Consider the following 13,725-nt stretch of genomic DNA (forward strand, 5'->3'; position numbering starts at 1 on the left):
ACGGAGACGACACATGACGGTACAGGCATTCCTGGACGCACGCGACTTCCTGCTGCGCCATCGCACCGACTACGACACCGCGTACCGCGATTTCGCATGGCCGGTGCTCGATGCGTTCAACTGGGCGCTCGACTACTTCGACCCGATGGCGCGCGGCAACGACCAGCCCGCGCTGTGGATCGTCGACGCGGCGACCGGCACCGGCGATCCGTACTCGTTCGCGCAAATGTCCGAGCGTTCGTCGCGGATCGCGAACTGGCTGCGTTCGATCGGCGTCGTGCGCGGCGATCGCATTCTGCTGATGCTGCCGAACCGGGTCGAGCTGTGGGACGCGATGCTGGCCGCGATGAAGCTCGGCGCGATCGTGCTGCCCGCCACCACGCAACTGTCGCCCGACGACGTGCGCGATCGCGTGCAGATCGGCGGCGCGACCTACGCGATCGTCGACGAAAACGAAACCGCGAAGTTCGAGCAGGCCGGCCTCGGCCTGAAGCACAAGATCGTCGCCGGCGCGCCGCGCGAAGGCTGGCTCGCGATGAACGACGGCTATGCGGCGAGCGCTGCGTTCGAGCCGGACGCCGTCACGCACGCGAACGATCCGATGCTGCTGTACTTCACGTCGGGCACGACGTCGAAGCCGAAGCTCGTCGAGCATACGCACCGCACCTATCCGGTCGGCCATCTGTCGACGATGTACTGGGTCGGCCTGCAGCCGGGCGACATCCACTGGAACATCAGCTCGCCGGGCTGGGCGAAGCACGCGTGGAGCTGCTTCTTCGCGCCGTGGAATGCGCAGGCGTGCGTGTTCGCGTTCAACTATGCGCGCTTCGAGCCGAAGGTCGTGCTCGATGCGCTCGTCAAATACCGGGTGACGACGCTATGCGCGCCGCCGACCGTGTGGCGCATGCTGGTGCAGCAGCCGCTCGCGTCGTTCGACGTGAAGCTGCGCGAGATCGTCGGTGCGGGCGAGCCGCTGAATCCCGAGATCATCGAGCGCGTGAAGAAGGCATGGAACATCTCGATTCGCGACGGCTACGGCCAGACCGAGACGACCTGCCTGATCGGCAATTCGCCGGGCCAGCCGCTGGTCGCGGGCTCGATGGGCCGGCCGCTGCCCGGCTACCGGATCGCGCTGCTCGACCCGGACGGCGCGCCGGTGACCGAAGGCGAAGTCGCGCTGCCGATCGGCGACGGCGTCACGCGCCCGGTCGGGCTGATGACTGGCTATGCGAACAATCCCGACGCGACGGCCCACGCGATGCGCGACGGCCACTACCGCACGTCGGACATCGCGATGCGTCGCGACGACGGCTATTACGTGTACATCGGCCGCGCGGACGACGTGTTCAAGTCGTCCGACTACCGGCTGAGCCCGTTCGAACTCGAAAGCGTGCTGATCGAGCACCCGGCGATCGCCGAGGCGGCCGTCGTGCCGAGCCCGGACCCGGTGCGGCTGTCGGTGCCGAAGACGTTCATCACGCTGCGCCAGGGCTATGAAGAAAGCCCCGCGCTTGCGCTGGAGATTTTCCGTTTCTCGCGCGAGAAGCTCGCGCCGTACAAGCGCATCCGCCGGCTGCAATTCGCGGAGCTGCCGAAGACGATCTCGGGGAAGATCCGCCGCGTCGAGCTGCGCCGCCGCGAGATCGAGCGCGGCGACGATGCAACCGCGCGCATGCCCGGCGAATACTGGGAAGAAGATTTCGCCAACGAACTGAAATGACCGGAAACGGGCCGAGCGCGTCGCATTTCACGGCGCGCCGCCCGCAGCCTGACTGAACCGAACCGGCCGCGTGTCGCCTGACGCCACGCGGCTCACTGCAAGGAGAGTGCACTGATGAACGCGAATCCGACGCCCCGTACGGGGCAAGACGTGCCGACGGTCAAGCTGCTGATCGACGGCGCTTTCGTCGAGTCCGCCACCCACGAGTGGCGCGACGTCGTCAACCCGGCGACGCAGCAGGTACTCGCGCGCGTGCCGTTCGCGACCGTCGCGGAAGTCGACGCGGCCGTGCGGGCCGCGCACGCCGCGTATGCGACGTGGAAGAACACGCCGATTTCCGCACGCATGCGCATCATGCTGAAGTTCCAGGATCGGGTGCGCGCGAACCAGCAGCGCATCGCGAAGACGCTGACGGCCGAGCAGGGCAAGACGCTTCCCGATGCCGAAGGCGACATCTTCCGCGGCCTCGAGGTGGTCGAGCACGCGTGTTCGATCGGCACGCTGCAGCTCGGCGAATTCGCGGAGAACGTCGCGGGCGGCGTCGACACCTACACGCTGCGCCAGCCCATCGGCGTGTGCGCCGGCATCACGCCGTTCAATTTCCCCGCGATGATTCCGCTGTGGATGTTCCCGATGGCGATCGTGTGCGGCAACACGTTCGTGCTGAAGCCGTCCGAGCAGGACCCGATGTCGACGATGGAACTCGTCGAGCTCGCGCTCGAGGCCGGCGTACCGAAGGGTGTGCTGAACGTCGTGCACGGCGGCAAGGAAGTCGTCGACGCGATCTGCACGCATCCGCTCGTGAAGGCGATCTCGTTCGTCGGCTCGACGGCCGTCGGCACGCACGTGTACAACCTCGGCAGCCAGCACGGCAAGCGCGTGCAGTCGATGATGGGCGCGAAGAACCACGCGATCGTGCTGCCCGACGCGAACCGCGAGCAGGCGATCAACGCGCTGGTCGGCGCGGGTTTCGGCGCGGCCGGCCAGCGCTGCATGGCGACGTCCGTCGCGGTGCTCGTCGGCAGCGCGCGCGAATGGCTGCCCGATCTCGTCGCGAAGGCGAGGACGCTGAAGGTCAACGCGGGCTCGGAAGCGGGCACCGACGTCGGGCCGGTCGTATCGCGCGGCGCGAAGGCGCGGATTCTGTCGCTGATCGACATGGGTATCAAGGAAGGCGCGACGCTCGAACTCGACGGCCGCGACGTGAAGGTCGCGGGCTTCGAGGAAGGCAACTTCATCGGCCCGACGATCTTCTCCGGCGTGAAAGCCGACATGTCGATCTACACGCATGAAATCTTCGGGCCGGTGCTGGTCGTGATGGAGGTCGACACGCTCGACGACGCGATCGCGCTGGTCAACGCGAACCCGATGGGCAACGGCGTGGGCATCTTCACGCAGAGCGGCGCGGCCGCGCGCAAGTTCCAGAGCGAGATCGACGTCGGGCAGGTCGGCATCAACATTCCGATTCCGGTGCCGGTGCCGTACTTCAGCTTCACCGGTTCGCGCGGCTCGAAGCTCGGCGATCTCGGCCCGTACGGCAAGCAGGTCGTGCAGTTCTACACGCAGACGAAGACGGTCACCGCGCGCTGGTTCGACGACGACACGACGGCCGGCCCGGTGAACACGACGATCCGGCTGCATTGAGCGGCGAAGGAAACGAACATGAAAATCGGATTTATCGGCCTCGGCCACATGGGCGCGCCGATGGCGCTGAACCTGCTGAAAGCCGGCCATGACGTGCATGCGTTCGACCTGAGCGCCGACGCGTTGCGCGCATTGCAGGACGCCGGCGCGCAAGTGGCCGCGTCGCCGCGCGATGCAGCATCGGGCGCGACCTTCGTGATCACGATGCTGCCGGCCGCGCCGCACGTGCGCTCGGTGCTCGCCGGCGAGAACGGCGTGCTGGCCGGCCTCGGCGCCGGCGCGACCGTGATCGATTCGAGCACGATCGACCCGGCGAGCGCACAGGCGTTCGGTGCGCTGGTGCGCGAGCACGGCGGCGCGTTCGTCGATGCGCCGGTGTCGGGCGGCACCGGCGGCGCGGCGGCCGGCACCTTGACCTTCATGGTCGGCGGCAGCGACGCGGACTTCGAGCGCGTGAAGCCGGTGCTCGCCGGGATGGGCAAGAACATCGTCCACTGCGGCGCGACGGGAATGGGGCAGGTCGCGAAGGTCTGCAACAACCTCGTGCTCGGCATCTCGATGGCGGCGGTGTCGGAGGCGATGTCGCTCGGCGTCGCGCTCGGCATCGACCCGAAGGTGCTGGCCGGCATCGTCAACACGTCGACGGGCCGCTGCTGGAGTTCGGATACCTACAACCCGTATCCGGGCGTGATCGACACCGCGCCGTCGTCGCGCGGCTACACGGGCGGCTTCGGCACCGACCTGATGCTGAAGGATCTCGGCCTCGCGAACGATGCGGCGAAGCAGGCGCGCCAGCCCGTCTATCTCGGTGCGCTCGCGCAGCAGCTGTACCAGACGATGAGCAGCCGCGGCGACGGCCAGCTCGATTTCTCGGCGGTGATCCGCCTGTACCAACCGGTCACGAAGAAGGACGCCTCATGATCGAACTCGACTTCGTCGACGACGGCGCGATCGCGTGCGCGACGCTCAAGCGTCCGCCCGCGAACGCCTTTACAGCCGACGGGCTGCAGCAATTGCAGCAGACCGTTGCCGAACTGAATGCGAACCCGCACGTGCGCGCGCTGGTGATCACCGGCGACGGCCCGAAGTTCTTCAGCGCGGGCGCCGACCTCAACACGTTCGCCGACGGCGATCGCGCGGTCGCGCGCGCGATGGCGGCGCGCTTCGGCGCGGCATTCGAGGCGCTGCACGACGCGCGCGTCGTGACGATCGCGGCGATCAACGGCTATGCGATGGGCGGCGGCCTCGAATGCGCGCTCGCGTGCGATCTGCGGATCGCCGAAACGCATGCGCAGATGGCGCTGCCCGAGCCGTCGGTTGGCCTGCTGCCGTGCGGGCTTGGCACGCAGACGCTGCCCTGGCTCGTCGGCGAAGGCTGGGCGAAGAAGATCATCCTGACCGGCGCGCGCGTCGATGCGGCCACCGCGCTGCGGATCGGCCTCGTCGAGGACGTGGTGGAAAGCGGCGCGGCGCGCGATGCGGCGCTCGCGCTGGCGCGCAACGTCGCGCGGCAAAGCCCGCATGCGGTCGCCTACAGCAAGGAGCTGATCGGCCTCGCGCGTCGCGGCGTGCCGCGCAGCGCGGCGCTCGCGGTCGAGCGCGAACGCTTCGTCGATCTGTTCGACACGGCCGATCCGCGCGAAGGCGTGGCGGCGTTCCTGGGCAAGCGCGCGCCGCAATGGCATACCGATGGAGAGCCGCAACGATGAGCACGCCGGTGACGAATCACGACGCATTCGCGGAGCATGCGCCCGAGGTGTTGTTTCGCGTGGTGAACCGCGTGGCGCTGATCACGCTGAACCGGCCGGCCGCGCTCAACGCGCTGTCGTACGCGATGATCGGCGAACTCGCGGCGCTGTTCGAGCGCTGCCGCCACGACGACCAGATCGTCGCGGTCGTGCTGCGCGGCGCGGGCGAGAAGGGCTTCTGCGCGGGCGGCGACGTGCGTGCGTTGTACAGGATGGTCGCGCAGCGCGAAACCTGGCTGCCGTTCTTCGTCGACGAATACCGGCTCGACTACGCGATCCACACGTTCCCGAAGCCGGTGGTCGCGCTGATGGACGGCGTGACGATGGGCGGCGGCATGGGCCTCGCGCAGGGCGCGGCGCTGCGCGTCGCGACCGAGCGCAGCAAGATCGCGATGCCGGAAACGCGCATCGGCCTCGTGCCCGACGTGGGCGCGACGCATTTCCTGTCGCGCATGCCGGTCGAACTCGAACTGTACGTGGGGCTGACCGGCGCGATGCTGTCGGGCGCCGACGCGCTGAGCGCGAAGCTCGCGGACCTGTGCGTGCCCTCCGCGTGGCTCGACACGTTCGAGACGCGGATCGAAAGCGTCAAGTGGGACGGCGACGCGCTGCCGTTGCTGCGCAAGGTGTTCGAGCCGCCGTGCAACGTGGTGCCGCATGCGGCGCTCGACAGCCAGATGCCGTGGATCGTCCGCCACTTCGACAAGCGTTCGACCGTCGAGCGGATCGTCGCGACGCTCACGCAGGATCTGGCGCGCGACGAACTCGCGCGCGAGCACCGCCAATGGCTGCAGGCGACGCTCGATGCGCTCGCGAGCCATTCGCCGACGATGCTCGCCGTGACGCGCGAGGCATTGCTGCGCGGCCGGCAGATGACGCTCGCGGAATCGTTCCGGATGGAGCTCGGCATCGTCGCACGCGCGATCGAGGAAGGCGATTTCTGCGAAGGCGTGCGCGCGCATCTCGTCGACAAGGATCGCAAGCCGCGCTGGGCGCCCGCGTCGCTCGTCGAGCTGCGCGCCGAACGCGTGCGGCATTTCCTGACGTCGCCGTGGAAGCTGTTCGCGCATCCGCTCGCCGATCTCGGCGCGGCGTGATCGCTGCGTGAGGGCCCGACGCGCCGCACGGCGCGTCGGCTTCCACTCATCTCAGCGCGCGTCGTCCGGGCGCTCGATCATCGGCGGCACCGCCTGCGCGAGCGCGTCGATCACGCAGCGCGTCTTGCGCGGCAGGTAGCGCGTCTTCGGCCAGATCGCGTGAATGTCGCCTTCGCAGACGAAGCAGCGATCGAGCACGACCACCATCTCTCCGCGCTTCACGTAATGGTCGAGCAGCCAGCTCGGCACCCACGCGATCCCGAACCCCGACGCACCGGCCGCGGCGATCGCCTGCACGTCGTCGAAACTCAGTTGATGCGGCATGTCGATCCGCACTGTCGAGCCGTCCGGCGCGCGCAAATCCCACGGCTGCACCACGCCCGAACGCGAATACGCGATCGTCCGGTGGTGCTTCAGGTCGTCGAGCGTCTTCGGTGTCCCGTAGCGCGCGAGATACGACGGCGCCGCGCCGAGGCTGCCGTATTGCGTGCCGAGCCGCCGCACCGCGAGGCTCGTGCTGTCCGCGAGCGTGCCGATCCGGACCGCGAGATCGATTCCTTCCTCGACGAGATCGACGAAGCGGTCGGTGATCGACACGTCGATCCGCAGATGCGGGTATTGGCGCGCGAGGTCGAGCACGATCGGCGTCACGCAGTGGTGCCCGAACGCGAGCGGCACGCTCAGCCGCAGCTTGCCGCGCGCCTCGTGGCGGCCGCAGTCGAGATCGGCTTCCGCCGCTTCCAGCTCCGCCAGCGCGCGCACGCAGCGGTCGTAGTACGCCTGGCCGTCGTCGGTCAGGCTCTGGCTGCGCGTCGTGCGCTGCAGCAGCCGTGCGCCGAGCCGCTTCTCGAGCCGCGCGATCGTCTTGCCGACCGCCGAGCGCGTGATGTCGAGCCGCTCCGCGGCCAGCGCGAAGCTGCCCGATTCCACGACCTGGACGAAGGTCGTGACGCCGTCGAGTCTGTCGGTCATCGTGGGTGAGGTGTTGCGTCGATTGGGTCCTGATATTCCCCAGTGCATGGAAAGGCGTGCGTCAATGGGGAGATGAATTCTCACTATAGTACCGATTCCCGCTCAGCGTGCGTTGCCGGCCGCACGCGGCGAATCCTACTGACCTGGAGGCGCGCGGCCTGTCGCCGGGCCGCCGCGCAATACGCATGACGCTATCCGACTCCCGCAGGAATGCGGTCGCGCTCGCGGCCGTCTGTCTCACGTCGCTGATGTTCGGCCTCGAGATATCGAGCGTGCCGGTGATCCTGCCGACGCTCGAACACGTGCTGCATGGCGATTTCAACGGCATGCAGTGGATCATGAACGCGTACACGATCGCCTGTACGACGGTGCTGATGGCGGCCGGCACGCTCGCGGACCGGTTCGGCCGCAAGCGCGTGTACGTGATCGGCACCGTGCTGTTCGGCGCGACGTCACTGCTGTGCGGGCTCGCGCCGAACGTGCCGGTGCTCGTCGCGGGCCGGCTGCTGCAGGGCGCGAGCGGCGGCGCGATGCTGATCTGCCAGATCGCCGTGCTGTCGCACCAGTTTCGCGAAGGGCGCGAGCGTGGCCGCGCGTTCGGGATCTGGGGAATCGTGTTCGGCATCGGGCTCGGGTTCGGGCCGATCGTCGGCGGCGCGATCGTCGCGCTCGCGAGCTGGCCGTGGGTGTTCCTCGTCCATGCGCCGCTCGCGGCCGTCGCGCTCGTGCTGATCGGCGGCGCGGTGCGGGAATCGCGCGATCCGCATGCGGGCACGCTCGACGTCGCGGGCATCGTCACGCTGTCGCTCGCGGTGCTCGGGCTTGCGTTCTACATCACCCAAAGCGCCGAACTCGGGCTCACGAGCGCGGCCGGCCTCGGCGTGCTCGGTGCGACCGTGCTCGCGCTGGCCGGTTTCGTCATCGCGGAGCGCGCCAGCGCGCGGCCGATGTTCGACTTCTCGGTGTTCCGGATCCGCGCGTTCACCGGCGCAATCTTCGGCTCGATGGGGATGAACTTCAGCTTCTGGCCGTTCATGATCTACTTGCCGATCTGGTTCCAGGTCGCGCTCGGCTACGACAGCGTGACGGCCGGCCTCGCGTTGCTCGCGTACACGCTGCCGACGCTGATCGTGCCGCCGGTCGGGGAACGGCTCGCGCTGCGCTACGGGCCGGGCGTCGTGATTCCGGGCGGCCTGTTCACGATCGCGGCCGGCTTCGTGCTGATGCGCCTCGGCAGCGCGGCCGACCAGGCGAGCTGGCTGACGATGCTGCCGGGTTGCGCGATCGCCGGAATCGGGCTCGGTTTGACCAACACGCCGGTTACCAACACGACGACGGGCGCGGTGCCGAGTGCGCGGGCCGGGATGGCGTCGGGCATCGACATGAGCGCGCGGATGATCTCGCTCGCGCTGAACATCGCGACGATGGGCTTCGTGCTGGTGGCGGGGATCGTCGCGAGCCTGAAGGGCGGCCCGGCGGGCGCGATTGGCGACGCGGCGCTGCGCCGGCTCGCGCAGGAAATCGCGTCGGGTCGCACCGACGGGCTGCAGGCGATCGCGCCGGCGCTCGCGCAGGCCGACCCGAGCGGCGCGGCGTTGCACGCGGCGCTCGTGCATGGCTTCGGCTGGGTGATGGTGTATGGCGCGGCGGGCGTGGCCGTGCTCGCGACCGCGAGCGCGGTGGCGTTCGCGCCGGCGCGGCGCGGGGCGGCCGTGTGCGAGTGACGCGGCCGGCGTGTGGCGCGTGACGTGTGGCGTGTGGTGTGTGACGGCCGGTCAGGAAGTCCCGCCGCCGAGCGCGCGGTACAGCTTCATCTGGTTGTTGAGCCGGTTCAGGCGTGTCAGTTCGTCGGCGCTTTGCGCACTCCTCAGCACCTGCTGCTGGTCGAGCCACGGCTGCACGGCGGTCGCGCCGGCCACGAAGCGCGCGGCGGCCAGCCGTTCGGCGCGCTGCGCCTGCGCGAGCGACAGCGCGCGCTGTTCGGCTTCGCGTTCGAGCTGCACGCGCGCCGACAGCGCGTTCTCCACTTCCGCGAGCGCCGTGTAGAGCCGCTGGCGGAACCCGACCACCGCCTCCTCGTACTGCGTCTTCGACACCCTGATCTGCAACTGCATCGTGTTCCACTGGATGAACGGCAGCGCGAGGCCGAGCCCGAGCGTGCCGACCGGGTTCGTCAGCACGCGCTCGAGGCTCGTGCTCGTCGTGCCGGCGCTGCCGGTCAGCGTGAAGGTCGGATAGAAGCTCGTGCGCGTCGCATCGACCTGCGCGAGCGACTCGCGCAACCGGAATTCCGCCGCCCGCAGGTCGGGGCGCCGGCCGAGCAGGCTGGCCGGCAAGCCGGCCGCCACGTCGGGCGGTGCCGCGTCGGGCAGCGCCGCCGGTTCGGCCGCGCGCTGCTGCGGCGGCCGGTCGAACAGGATCGCGAGCGCGTGGCGGTTCTCGGTGCGCTGCTGGATCAGCTGCGTTTGCGCCGCGCGCTGCGCGGCGAGGCTCTGTTCGGCCTGCGCGAGGTCGAGCCCCGACACGGCGCCAGCCGTGTGCCGCGACCGGACCAGCGCGAGCGTACGCTCCGCATACGCGATGTTCGCGTCGCCGAGCGCGATCTGCCGGTTCAGATAGCCGATCTGCCAGTACAGCGCCGCGGTCGTGCCGATCAGCGACAGCCGCGCGGCCTCGAGATCGGCGGCCGTCGCGTCGGCTTCCCAGTGCGCGGCATCGCGCAGCGCGGCCAGCCGGCCCCACAGGTCGATTTCGTAGCTGAGCGAACCATTGACGCCGCTCGAGCGGCTCATCCGATGCGTATCGAGCGTACGCGACACGGCGCCGTTCGCGCCGAGCGTCACGTTGGGCGTCAGGTTCGTATCGGCGAGCCCGGCCTGCAACTGCGCGCGATACACGCGGATCGCCGCGATCGCGAGGTCGCTGTTGGCGCGCAGCGCGTCGTCGATCAACGCGTCGAGTTGCGGATCGCCGAAACTGCGCCACCAGTCGCGCGTGGCGGCCGGCGCGTCGGACGCGACCGGCGCGGCCCAGTTCGCCGGCATCGCGACGGCCGGCAGCGGATCGTGGCGCGCGCCCGCGCAGCCGGCGAGCAGCGCGGCCGCGCACGCGAATGCGCCGAGACGGTGAAGCGGGGAGGAATGCGTGAGGGCCATGTTTCGTCAGTCGCGCGCGAGCGCATCGATCGGATCGAGCCGCGACGCGTTGCGCGCGGGCATGAACCCGAAAATCACACCGGTGAGCGTCGAGCACACGAACGCGGTCACGATCGCGCCGACCGAGAACACCATCTTCCACTGCGCGACGAACATCGAGAACAGCGCGCCGAGCCCGAACGACAGCGCGATGCCGATCGTGCCGCCGAGCAGGCATACGAGCACGGCCTCGACGAGGAACTGCTGCAGGATGTCGGACTGGCGCGCGCCGACCGCCATCCGGATGCCGATCTCGCGCGTGCGCTCGGTGACCGACACCAGCATGATGTTCATCACGCCGATCCCGCCGACGACGAGCGAGATCACCGCGATCAGCGACAGCAGCAACGTCAGCGACTGGCCGGTTTTCTCGACGGTCTTGACCACGCTGTCCATGTTGTACGTGAAGAAATCCTTGCGGCCGTGGCGCTGGATCATCAGCTTCTCGAGGCTTTTCTCGGCCGCGGCGCTCGGCTGCCCGTCGCGCACGCGCACGGTGATGCTGTCGAGATGGCGCTGGCCGAACAGGCGCCCGCTCGCGGTCGTGTACGGCACCCATACGTTCAGGCTCTTCACGCTGCCGAATGCGCTTTTCTTGTCGGCGGTCACGCCGATCACCACGCACGGCACGTTGTCGACCAGGATCGCCTCGCCGACCGGATTGCGCGTCGCGCCGAACAGCTTGCGGCGCGTGTTCTGGTCGATCACCGCGACCTGCGCCTGGCGGCGCACCGCATCGTCGTCGAACGGGACGCCGAGCGCGAAACGCATCCCGCGCGTCTGGAAGTAGCTATCGCCGACGCCGCTCACGAGCGCGTGGACGTCGACGTTGCGGTAGCGCAGCAGCAGCGTGCGCGACGTTTCGGGCGTCGCGCTGTCGACGTACGGCTGCTCGGCGAGCGCGGCGACGTCGGCGGGCACGAGCGTCTGGATCGTGTCCGCGCGGCTGTCGCCCCAGTCGGTACCCGGATAGAGGCTGATCGTATTGGTGCCGATGCTGCCGATCTCTTCGAGCATGTAGCGCTTCGCGCCTTCGCCGACCGCGACGATCGACACGACCGACGTAATGCCGATGATGATGCCGAGCATCGTCAGCAGCGTGCGCAGCCGGTGCGATACGAGCGCGATCCACGCCATCCGGCACGCTTCGGCGAAGCGGCCGGTGCCGGCGGCGAAGCGGCGGGTGCGCGGGGCGATGTCGGTGTCAGCGCTGGCGGGCGGCGGTGCATCTTCGGAAGGCGGTGCGGGCGGCGTGTCGGTTACCGTTTCGGGCGTTGCTGGCGTTGCGTCCGCGCCGACGCTAGATTCCGCGAGCGCTTCCGCGTAGTGGCGGTTCGGCCGGTCGGCGACGATCTCGCCGTCGCTGATCTCGATGATGCGCCGCGCATGGCGCGCCACGGCCTTGTCGTGCGTGACGATCACGATCGTATGGCCGAGCGCGTTCAGCTCGTGCAGGATGCGGATCACGTCCTGGCCGCTTTTCGTGTCGAGCGCGCCGGTCGGTTCGTCCGCGAGGATCACCTGGCCGCCGTTCATCAGCGCGCGCGCGATGCTCACGCGCTGCTGCTGGCCGCCGGATAGTTGCCCGGGCCGGTGATGCGCGCGATCCGCGAGGCCGAGGCGCGCGAGCAACGCGCGGGCGCGGGCGTGCCGCTCGGCGCGCGGGGTGCCCGCATAGATCGCCGGCATTTCGAGGTTCGCGACCGCGTCGACGTGCGGCAGCAGGTGATAGCGCTGGAACACGAAGCCGAAGTGCTCGCGGCGCAGCTGCGCGAGCTCGTCGCTGTCGAGCATGTGCGTGTCGCGTCCGCCGACCGTGTACGTGCCTTCGCTCGGATGATCGAGGCAGCCGAGGATGTTCATCAGCGTCGACTTGCCGGACCCCGACGCGCCGACGATCGCGACGATCCCGCCCGCATCGATCGACAGGTTGACGTTGTTCAGCACGACGACGTCCTTGTCGCCAGCCGGAAAGCGACGCGTGACGGCAGCGAGTTTGAGCAGGGGCTGGCGCATCGTTACACCACGTCCGACAGCGGTACGCGTTCGTCCGCCGATGCTTCGCCGATCACCACGCGCTCGCCGTCCTTCAGGCCGGCCAGCACTTCGACGCGCACGTTGTTGTTGATGCCGATGCGGACATGGCGCGTTTCCGTGCTGCCGTCGGCGCGCAGCACGCGTACCGCGACGGTGCCGTCCTTACGCTTCTCGCCGAGCGCGGCGGCCGGAATGATCAGCGCGTTGCGCGCGTCGCCGAGCACGATGTTGACCTGCGCGGTCATCGCGATGCGCAGCCGGTGCTCGGGATTCGGCACGTCGAACAGCGCGTTGTAGAACACCGCGGCGTTCGGCTTCGCGCCGCCGCCGCCGAGCGGGCTTTGCGCGTCGGCGTAGTTCTGCGGCGCCGGTTCGATCGCGCGCAGCTTGCCGTAGTGCCGCTTGTCCGGTTCGCCGAGGCTCGTGAAATACGCGGTCTGGCCGGCGCTCACGCGAATCACGTCGGCTTCCGACACCTGCGCCTTCACGGTCATCGTGTCGAGATTCGCGAGCTTCAGGATCACCGGCGCCTGCTGCTGCGCGATCACGGTCTGGCCTTCCTGCGTGACGATCGCGACGACCTGGCCGTCGATCGGCGCGACGATGCGCGTGTAGCCGAGGTTGGCCTGCGCGGTCTCGATCTGGATGCGCGCCGAACGGATCTGCGCGGCGAGCGACGCAACGGTGGCTCGCTGCACGTCGAGCGTCGCCTTCGCGGCCTCGAACGATTCGCGCGACGTCGCGTCGTCGGGCAGCATCGCCTGCTGGCGGCGGAATGCGAGTTCGGCCTGCGTCAGCTGCGCGGCCGCCGATTGCTGCTGCGCGCGCAGGCTTTCTTCGCTGGCGCGCGCCTGGCGCAGCGCGTTTTCCGAGATCACGGGATCGATCTCGGCAAGCCACTGGCCTTTCGTGACCTTGTCGCCGAGCTTGACCTTCAGCGTCTTCAACTGCCCCGACACCTGCGCGCCGACGTCGACCTGCCTGAACGCCTGCAGCGCGCCGGTCGCGAGCACCGCGTTTTCGAGATCGCCGCGCGTGACGGGCGCGGACAGGTATTGCGGGTGCTTGTTTGGTGTGGCTATCGTTATTGCTACAACAGCGGTGGCAATGGCGGCACCGCTGATGGCCAGCACGGTGAGCCGGCGGCGGATCTTCTTATTCATGAGAATACATACGGCATGGATGAGTCGGGCGTCGGCGGCGTGGGCGGCCAATCAGGGTGGTCCTGCAATCGTGGCATGCAGTGCAGATCGATACAGGAGTCGGATGGATACCGCGCGGCGGTGCAGGTTCGGGTCAGGCGGCCATGATAA

The 13,725-nt window shown here is 69.0% G+C and carries 10 protein-coding genes; 6 read left to right on the forward strand and 4 right to left on the reverse strand.

What is annotated here, in order from left to right; genetic code table 11:
• The first annotated feature begins 13 nt into the window (after window positions 1–13).
• The 5 genes from JYG37_RS28355 to JYG37_RS28375 all read left to right on the forward strand — a co-directional run bounded on the left by JYG37_RS28355 (window position 14) and on the right by JYG37_RS28375 (window position 6,209).
• The gene (locus JYG37_RS28355; protein ID WP_213346258.1) at window positions 14–1,720 is read left to right on the forward strand and encodes an AMP-binding protein; all 1,707 of its coding nucleotides are present in this window, start codon (window positions 14–16) and stop codon (window positions 1,718–1,720) included.
• Between the two features lie 114 nt (window positions 1,721–1,834).
• Entirely contained in the window at window positions 1,835–3,364 is a 1,530-nt protein-coding gene (locus JYG37_RS28360) for a CoA-acylating methylmalonate-semialdehyde dehydrogenase (RefSeq protein ID WP_213346259.1), read from the forward strand.
• 18 nt (window positions 3,365–3,382) lie between these two features.
• Complete coding sequence (gene mmsB, locus JYG37_RS28365; protein WP_050012393.1) at window positions 3,383–4,285, forward strand: 3-hydroxyisobutyrate dehydrogenase; 903 nt, start codon at window positions 3,383–3,385, stop codon at window positions 4,283–4,285.
• Window positions 4,282–5,073, forward strand: a complete 792-nt coding sequence (locus JYG37_RS28370; RefSeq protein WP_124555603.1) for an enoyl-CoA hydratase — start codon at window positions 4,282–4,284, stop codon at window positions 5,071–5,073. The genes mmsB and JYG37_RS28370 overlap by 4 nt, the downstream gene beginning before the upstream one ends.
• The gene (locus JYG37_RS28375) at window positions 5,070–6,209 is read left to right on the forward strand and encodes an enoyl-CoA hydratase/isomerase family protein (RefSeq protein WP_050012395.1); all 1,140 of its coding nucleotides are present in this window, start codon (window positions 5,070–5,072) and stop codon (window positions 6,207–6,209) included. Before JYG37_RS28370 ends, JYG37_RS28375 begins: the two co-directional genes overlap by 4 nt.
• A 51-nt stretch (window positions 6,210–6,260) precedes the next feature.
• Here JYG37_RS28375 and JYG37_RS28380 read toward each other — a convergent pair whose 3' ends face one another.
• The gene (locus tag JYG37_RS28380; protein WP_124555604.1) at window positions 6,261–7,181 is read right to left on the reverse strand and encodes a LysR family transcriptional regulator; all 921 of its coding nucleotides are present in this window, start codon (window positions 7,179–7,181) and stop codon (window positions 6,261–6,263) included.
• Window positions 7,182–7,366: 185 nt separating this feature from the next.
• On the opposite strand from JYG37_RS28380, the gene JYG37_RS28385 reads away from it, so the two are divergent.
• Entirely contained in the window at window positions 7,367–8,905 is a 1,539-nt protein-coding gene (locus tag JYG37_RS28385; RefSeq protein ID WP_050012397.1) for an MFS transporter, read from the forward strand.
• Between the two features lie 51 nt (window positions 8,906–8,956).
• Here JYG37_RS28385 and JYG37_RS28390 read toward each other — a convergent pair whose 3' ends face one another.
• Genes JYG37_RS28390 through macA form a run of 3 tightly spaced genes read right to left on the reverse strand, consistent with a single transcriptional unit; the run spans window position 8,957 to window position 13,575 of the window.
• Complete coding sequence (locus JYG37_RS28390) at window positions 8,957–10,336, reverse strand: efflux transporter outer membrane subunit (protein WP_050012398.1); 1,380 nt, start codon at window positions 10,334–10,336, stop codon at window positions 8,957–8,959.
• Between the two features lie 6 nt (window positions 10,337–10,342).
• On the reverse strand, window positions 10,343–12,391 hold the full coding sequence (locus JYG37_RS28395; RefSeq protein ID WP_213346260.1) for a MacB family efflux pump subunit: 2,049 nt from the start codon (window positions 12,389–12,391) through the stop codon (window positions 10,343–10,345).
• A gap of 2 nt (window positions 12,392–12,393) precedes the next feature.
• Window positions 12,394–13,575 carry a macrolide transporter subunit MacA gene (gene macA, locus JYG37_RS28400; RefSeq protein WP_050012400.1) on the reverse strand — a complete coding sequence of 394 codons (1,182 nt, stop codon included), beginning with the start codon at window positions 13,573–13,575 and terminating at the stop codon, window positions 12,394–12,396.
• Between the last annotated feature and the right edge of the window lie 150 nt (window positions 13,576–13,725).

The sequence above is a fragment of the Burkholderia sp. LAS2 genome (genome assembly GCF_018417615.1).
In the GTDB taxonomy this organism is placed as follows: Bacteria; Pseudomonadota; Gammaproteobacteria; order Burkholderiales; family Burkholderiaceae; genus Burkholderia; species Burkholderia sola.

Bases quoted from the DNA above. Each gene is read 5' to 3' on its own strand.
- JYG37_RS28380 (WP_124555604.1), bottom strand. From the start codon at position 7,181: ATGACCGACAGACTCGACGGCGTCACGACCTTCGTCCAGGTCGTGGAA.
- macA (WP_050012400.1), bottom strand. From the start codon at position 13,575: ATGAATAAGAAGATCCGCCGCCGGCTCACCGTGCTGGCCATCAGCGGT.
- JYG37_RS28360 (WP_213346259.1), top strand. From the start codon at position 1,835: ATGAACGCGAATCCGACGCCCCGTACGGGGCAAGACGTGCCGACGGTC.
- JYG37_RS28390 (WP_050012398.1), bottom strand. From the start codon at position 10,336: ATGGCCCTCACGCATTCCTCCCCGCTTCACCGTCTCGGCGCATTCGCG.
- JYG37_RS28370 (WP_124555603.1), top strand. From the start codon at position 4,282: ATGATCGAACTCGACTTCGTCGACGACGGCGCGATCGCGTGCGCGACG.
- JYG37_RS28385 (WP_050012397.1), top strand. From the start codon at position 7,367: ATGACGCTATCCGACTCCCGCAGGAATGCGGTCGCGCTCGCGGCCGTC.
- mmsB (WP_050012393.1), top strand. From the start codon at position 3,383: ATGAAAATCGGATTTATCGGCCTCGGCCACATGGGCGCGCCGATGGCG.
- JYG37_RS28355 (WP_213346258.1), top strand. From the start codon at position 14: ATGACGGTACAGGCATTCCTGGACGCACGCGACTTCCTGCTGCGCCAT.
- JYG37_RS28375 (WP_050012395.1), top strand. From the start codon at position 5,070: ATGAGCACGCCGGTGACGAATCACGACGCATTCGCGGAGCATGCGCCC.
- JYG37_RS28395 (WP_213346260.1), bottom strand. From the start codon at position 12,391: ATGCGCCAGCCCCTGCTCAAACTCGCTGCCGTCACGCGTCGCTTTCCG.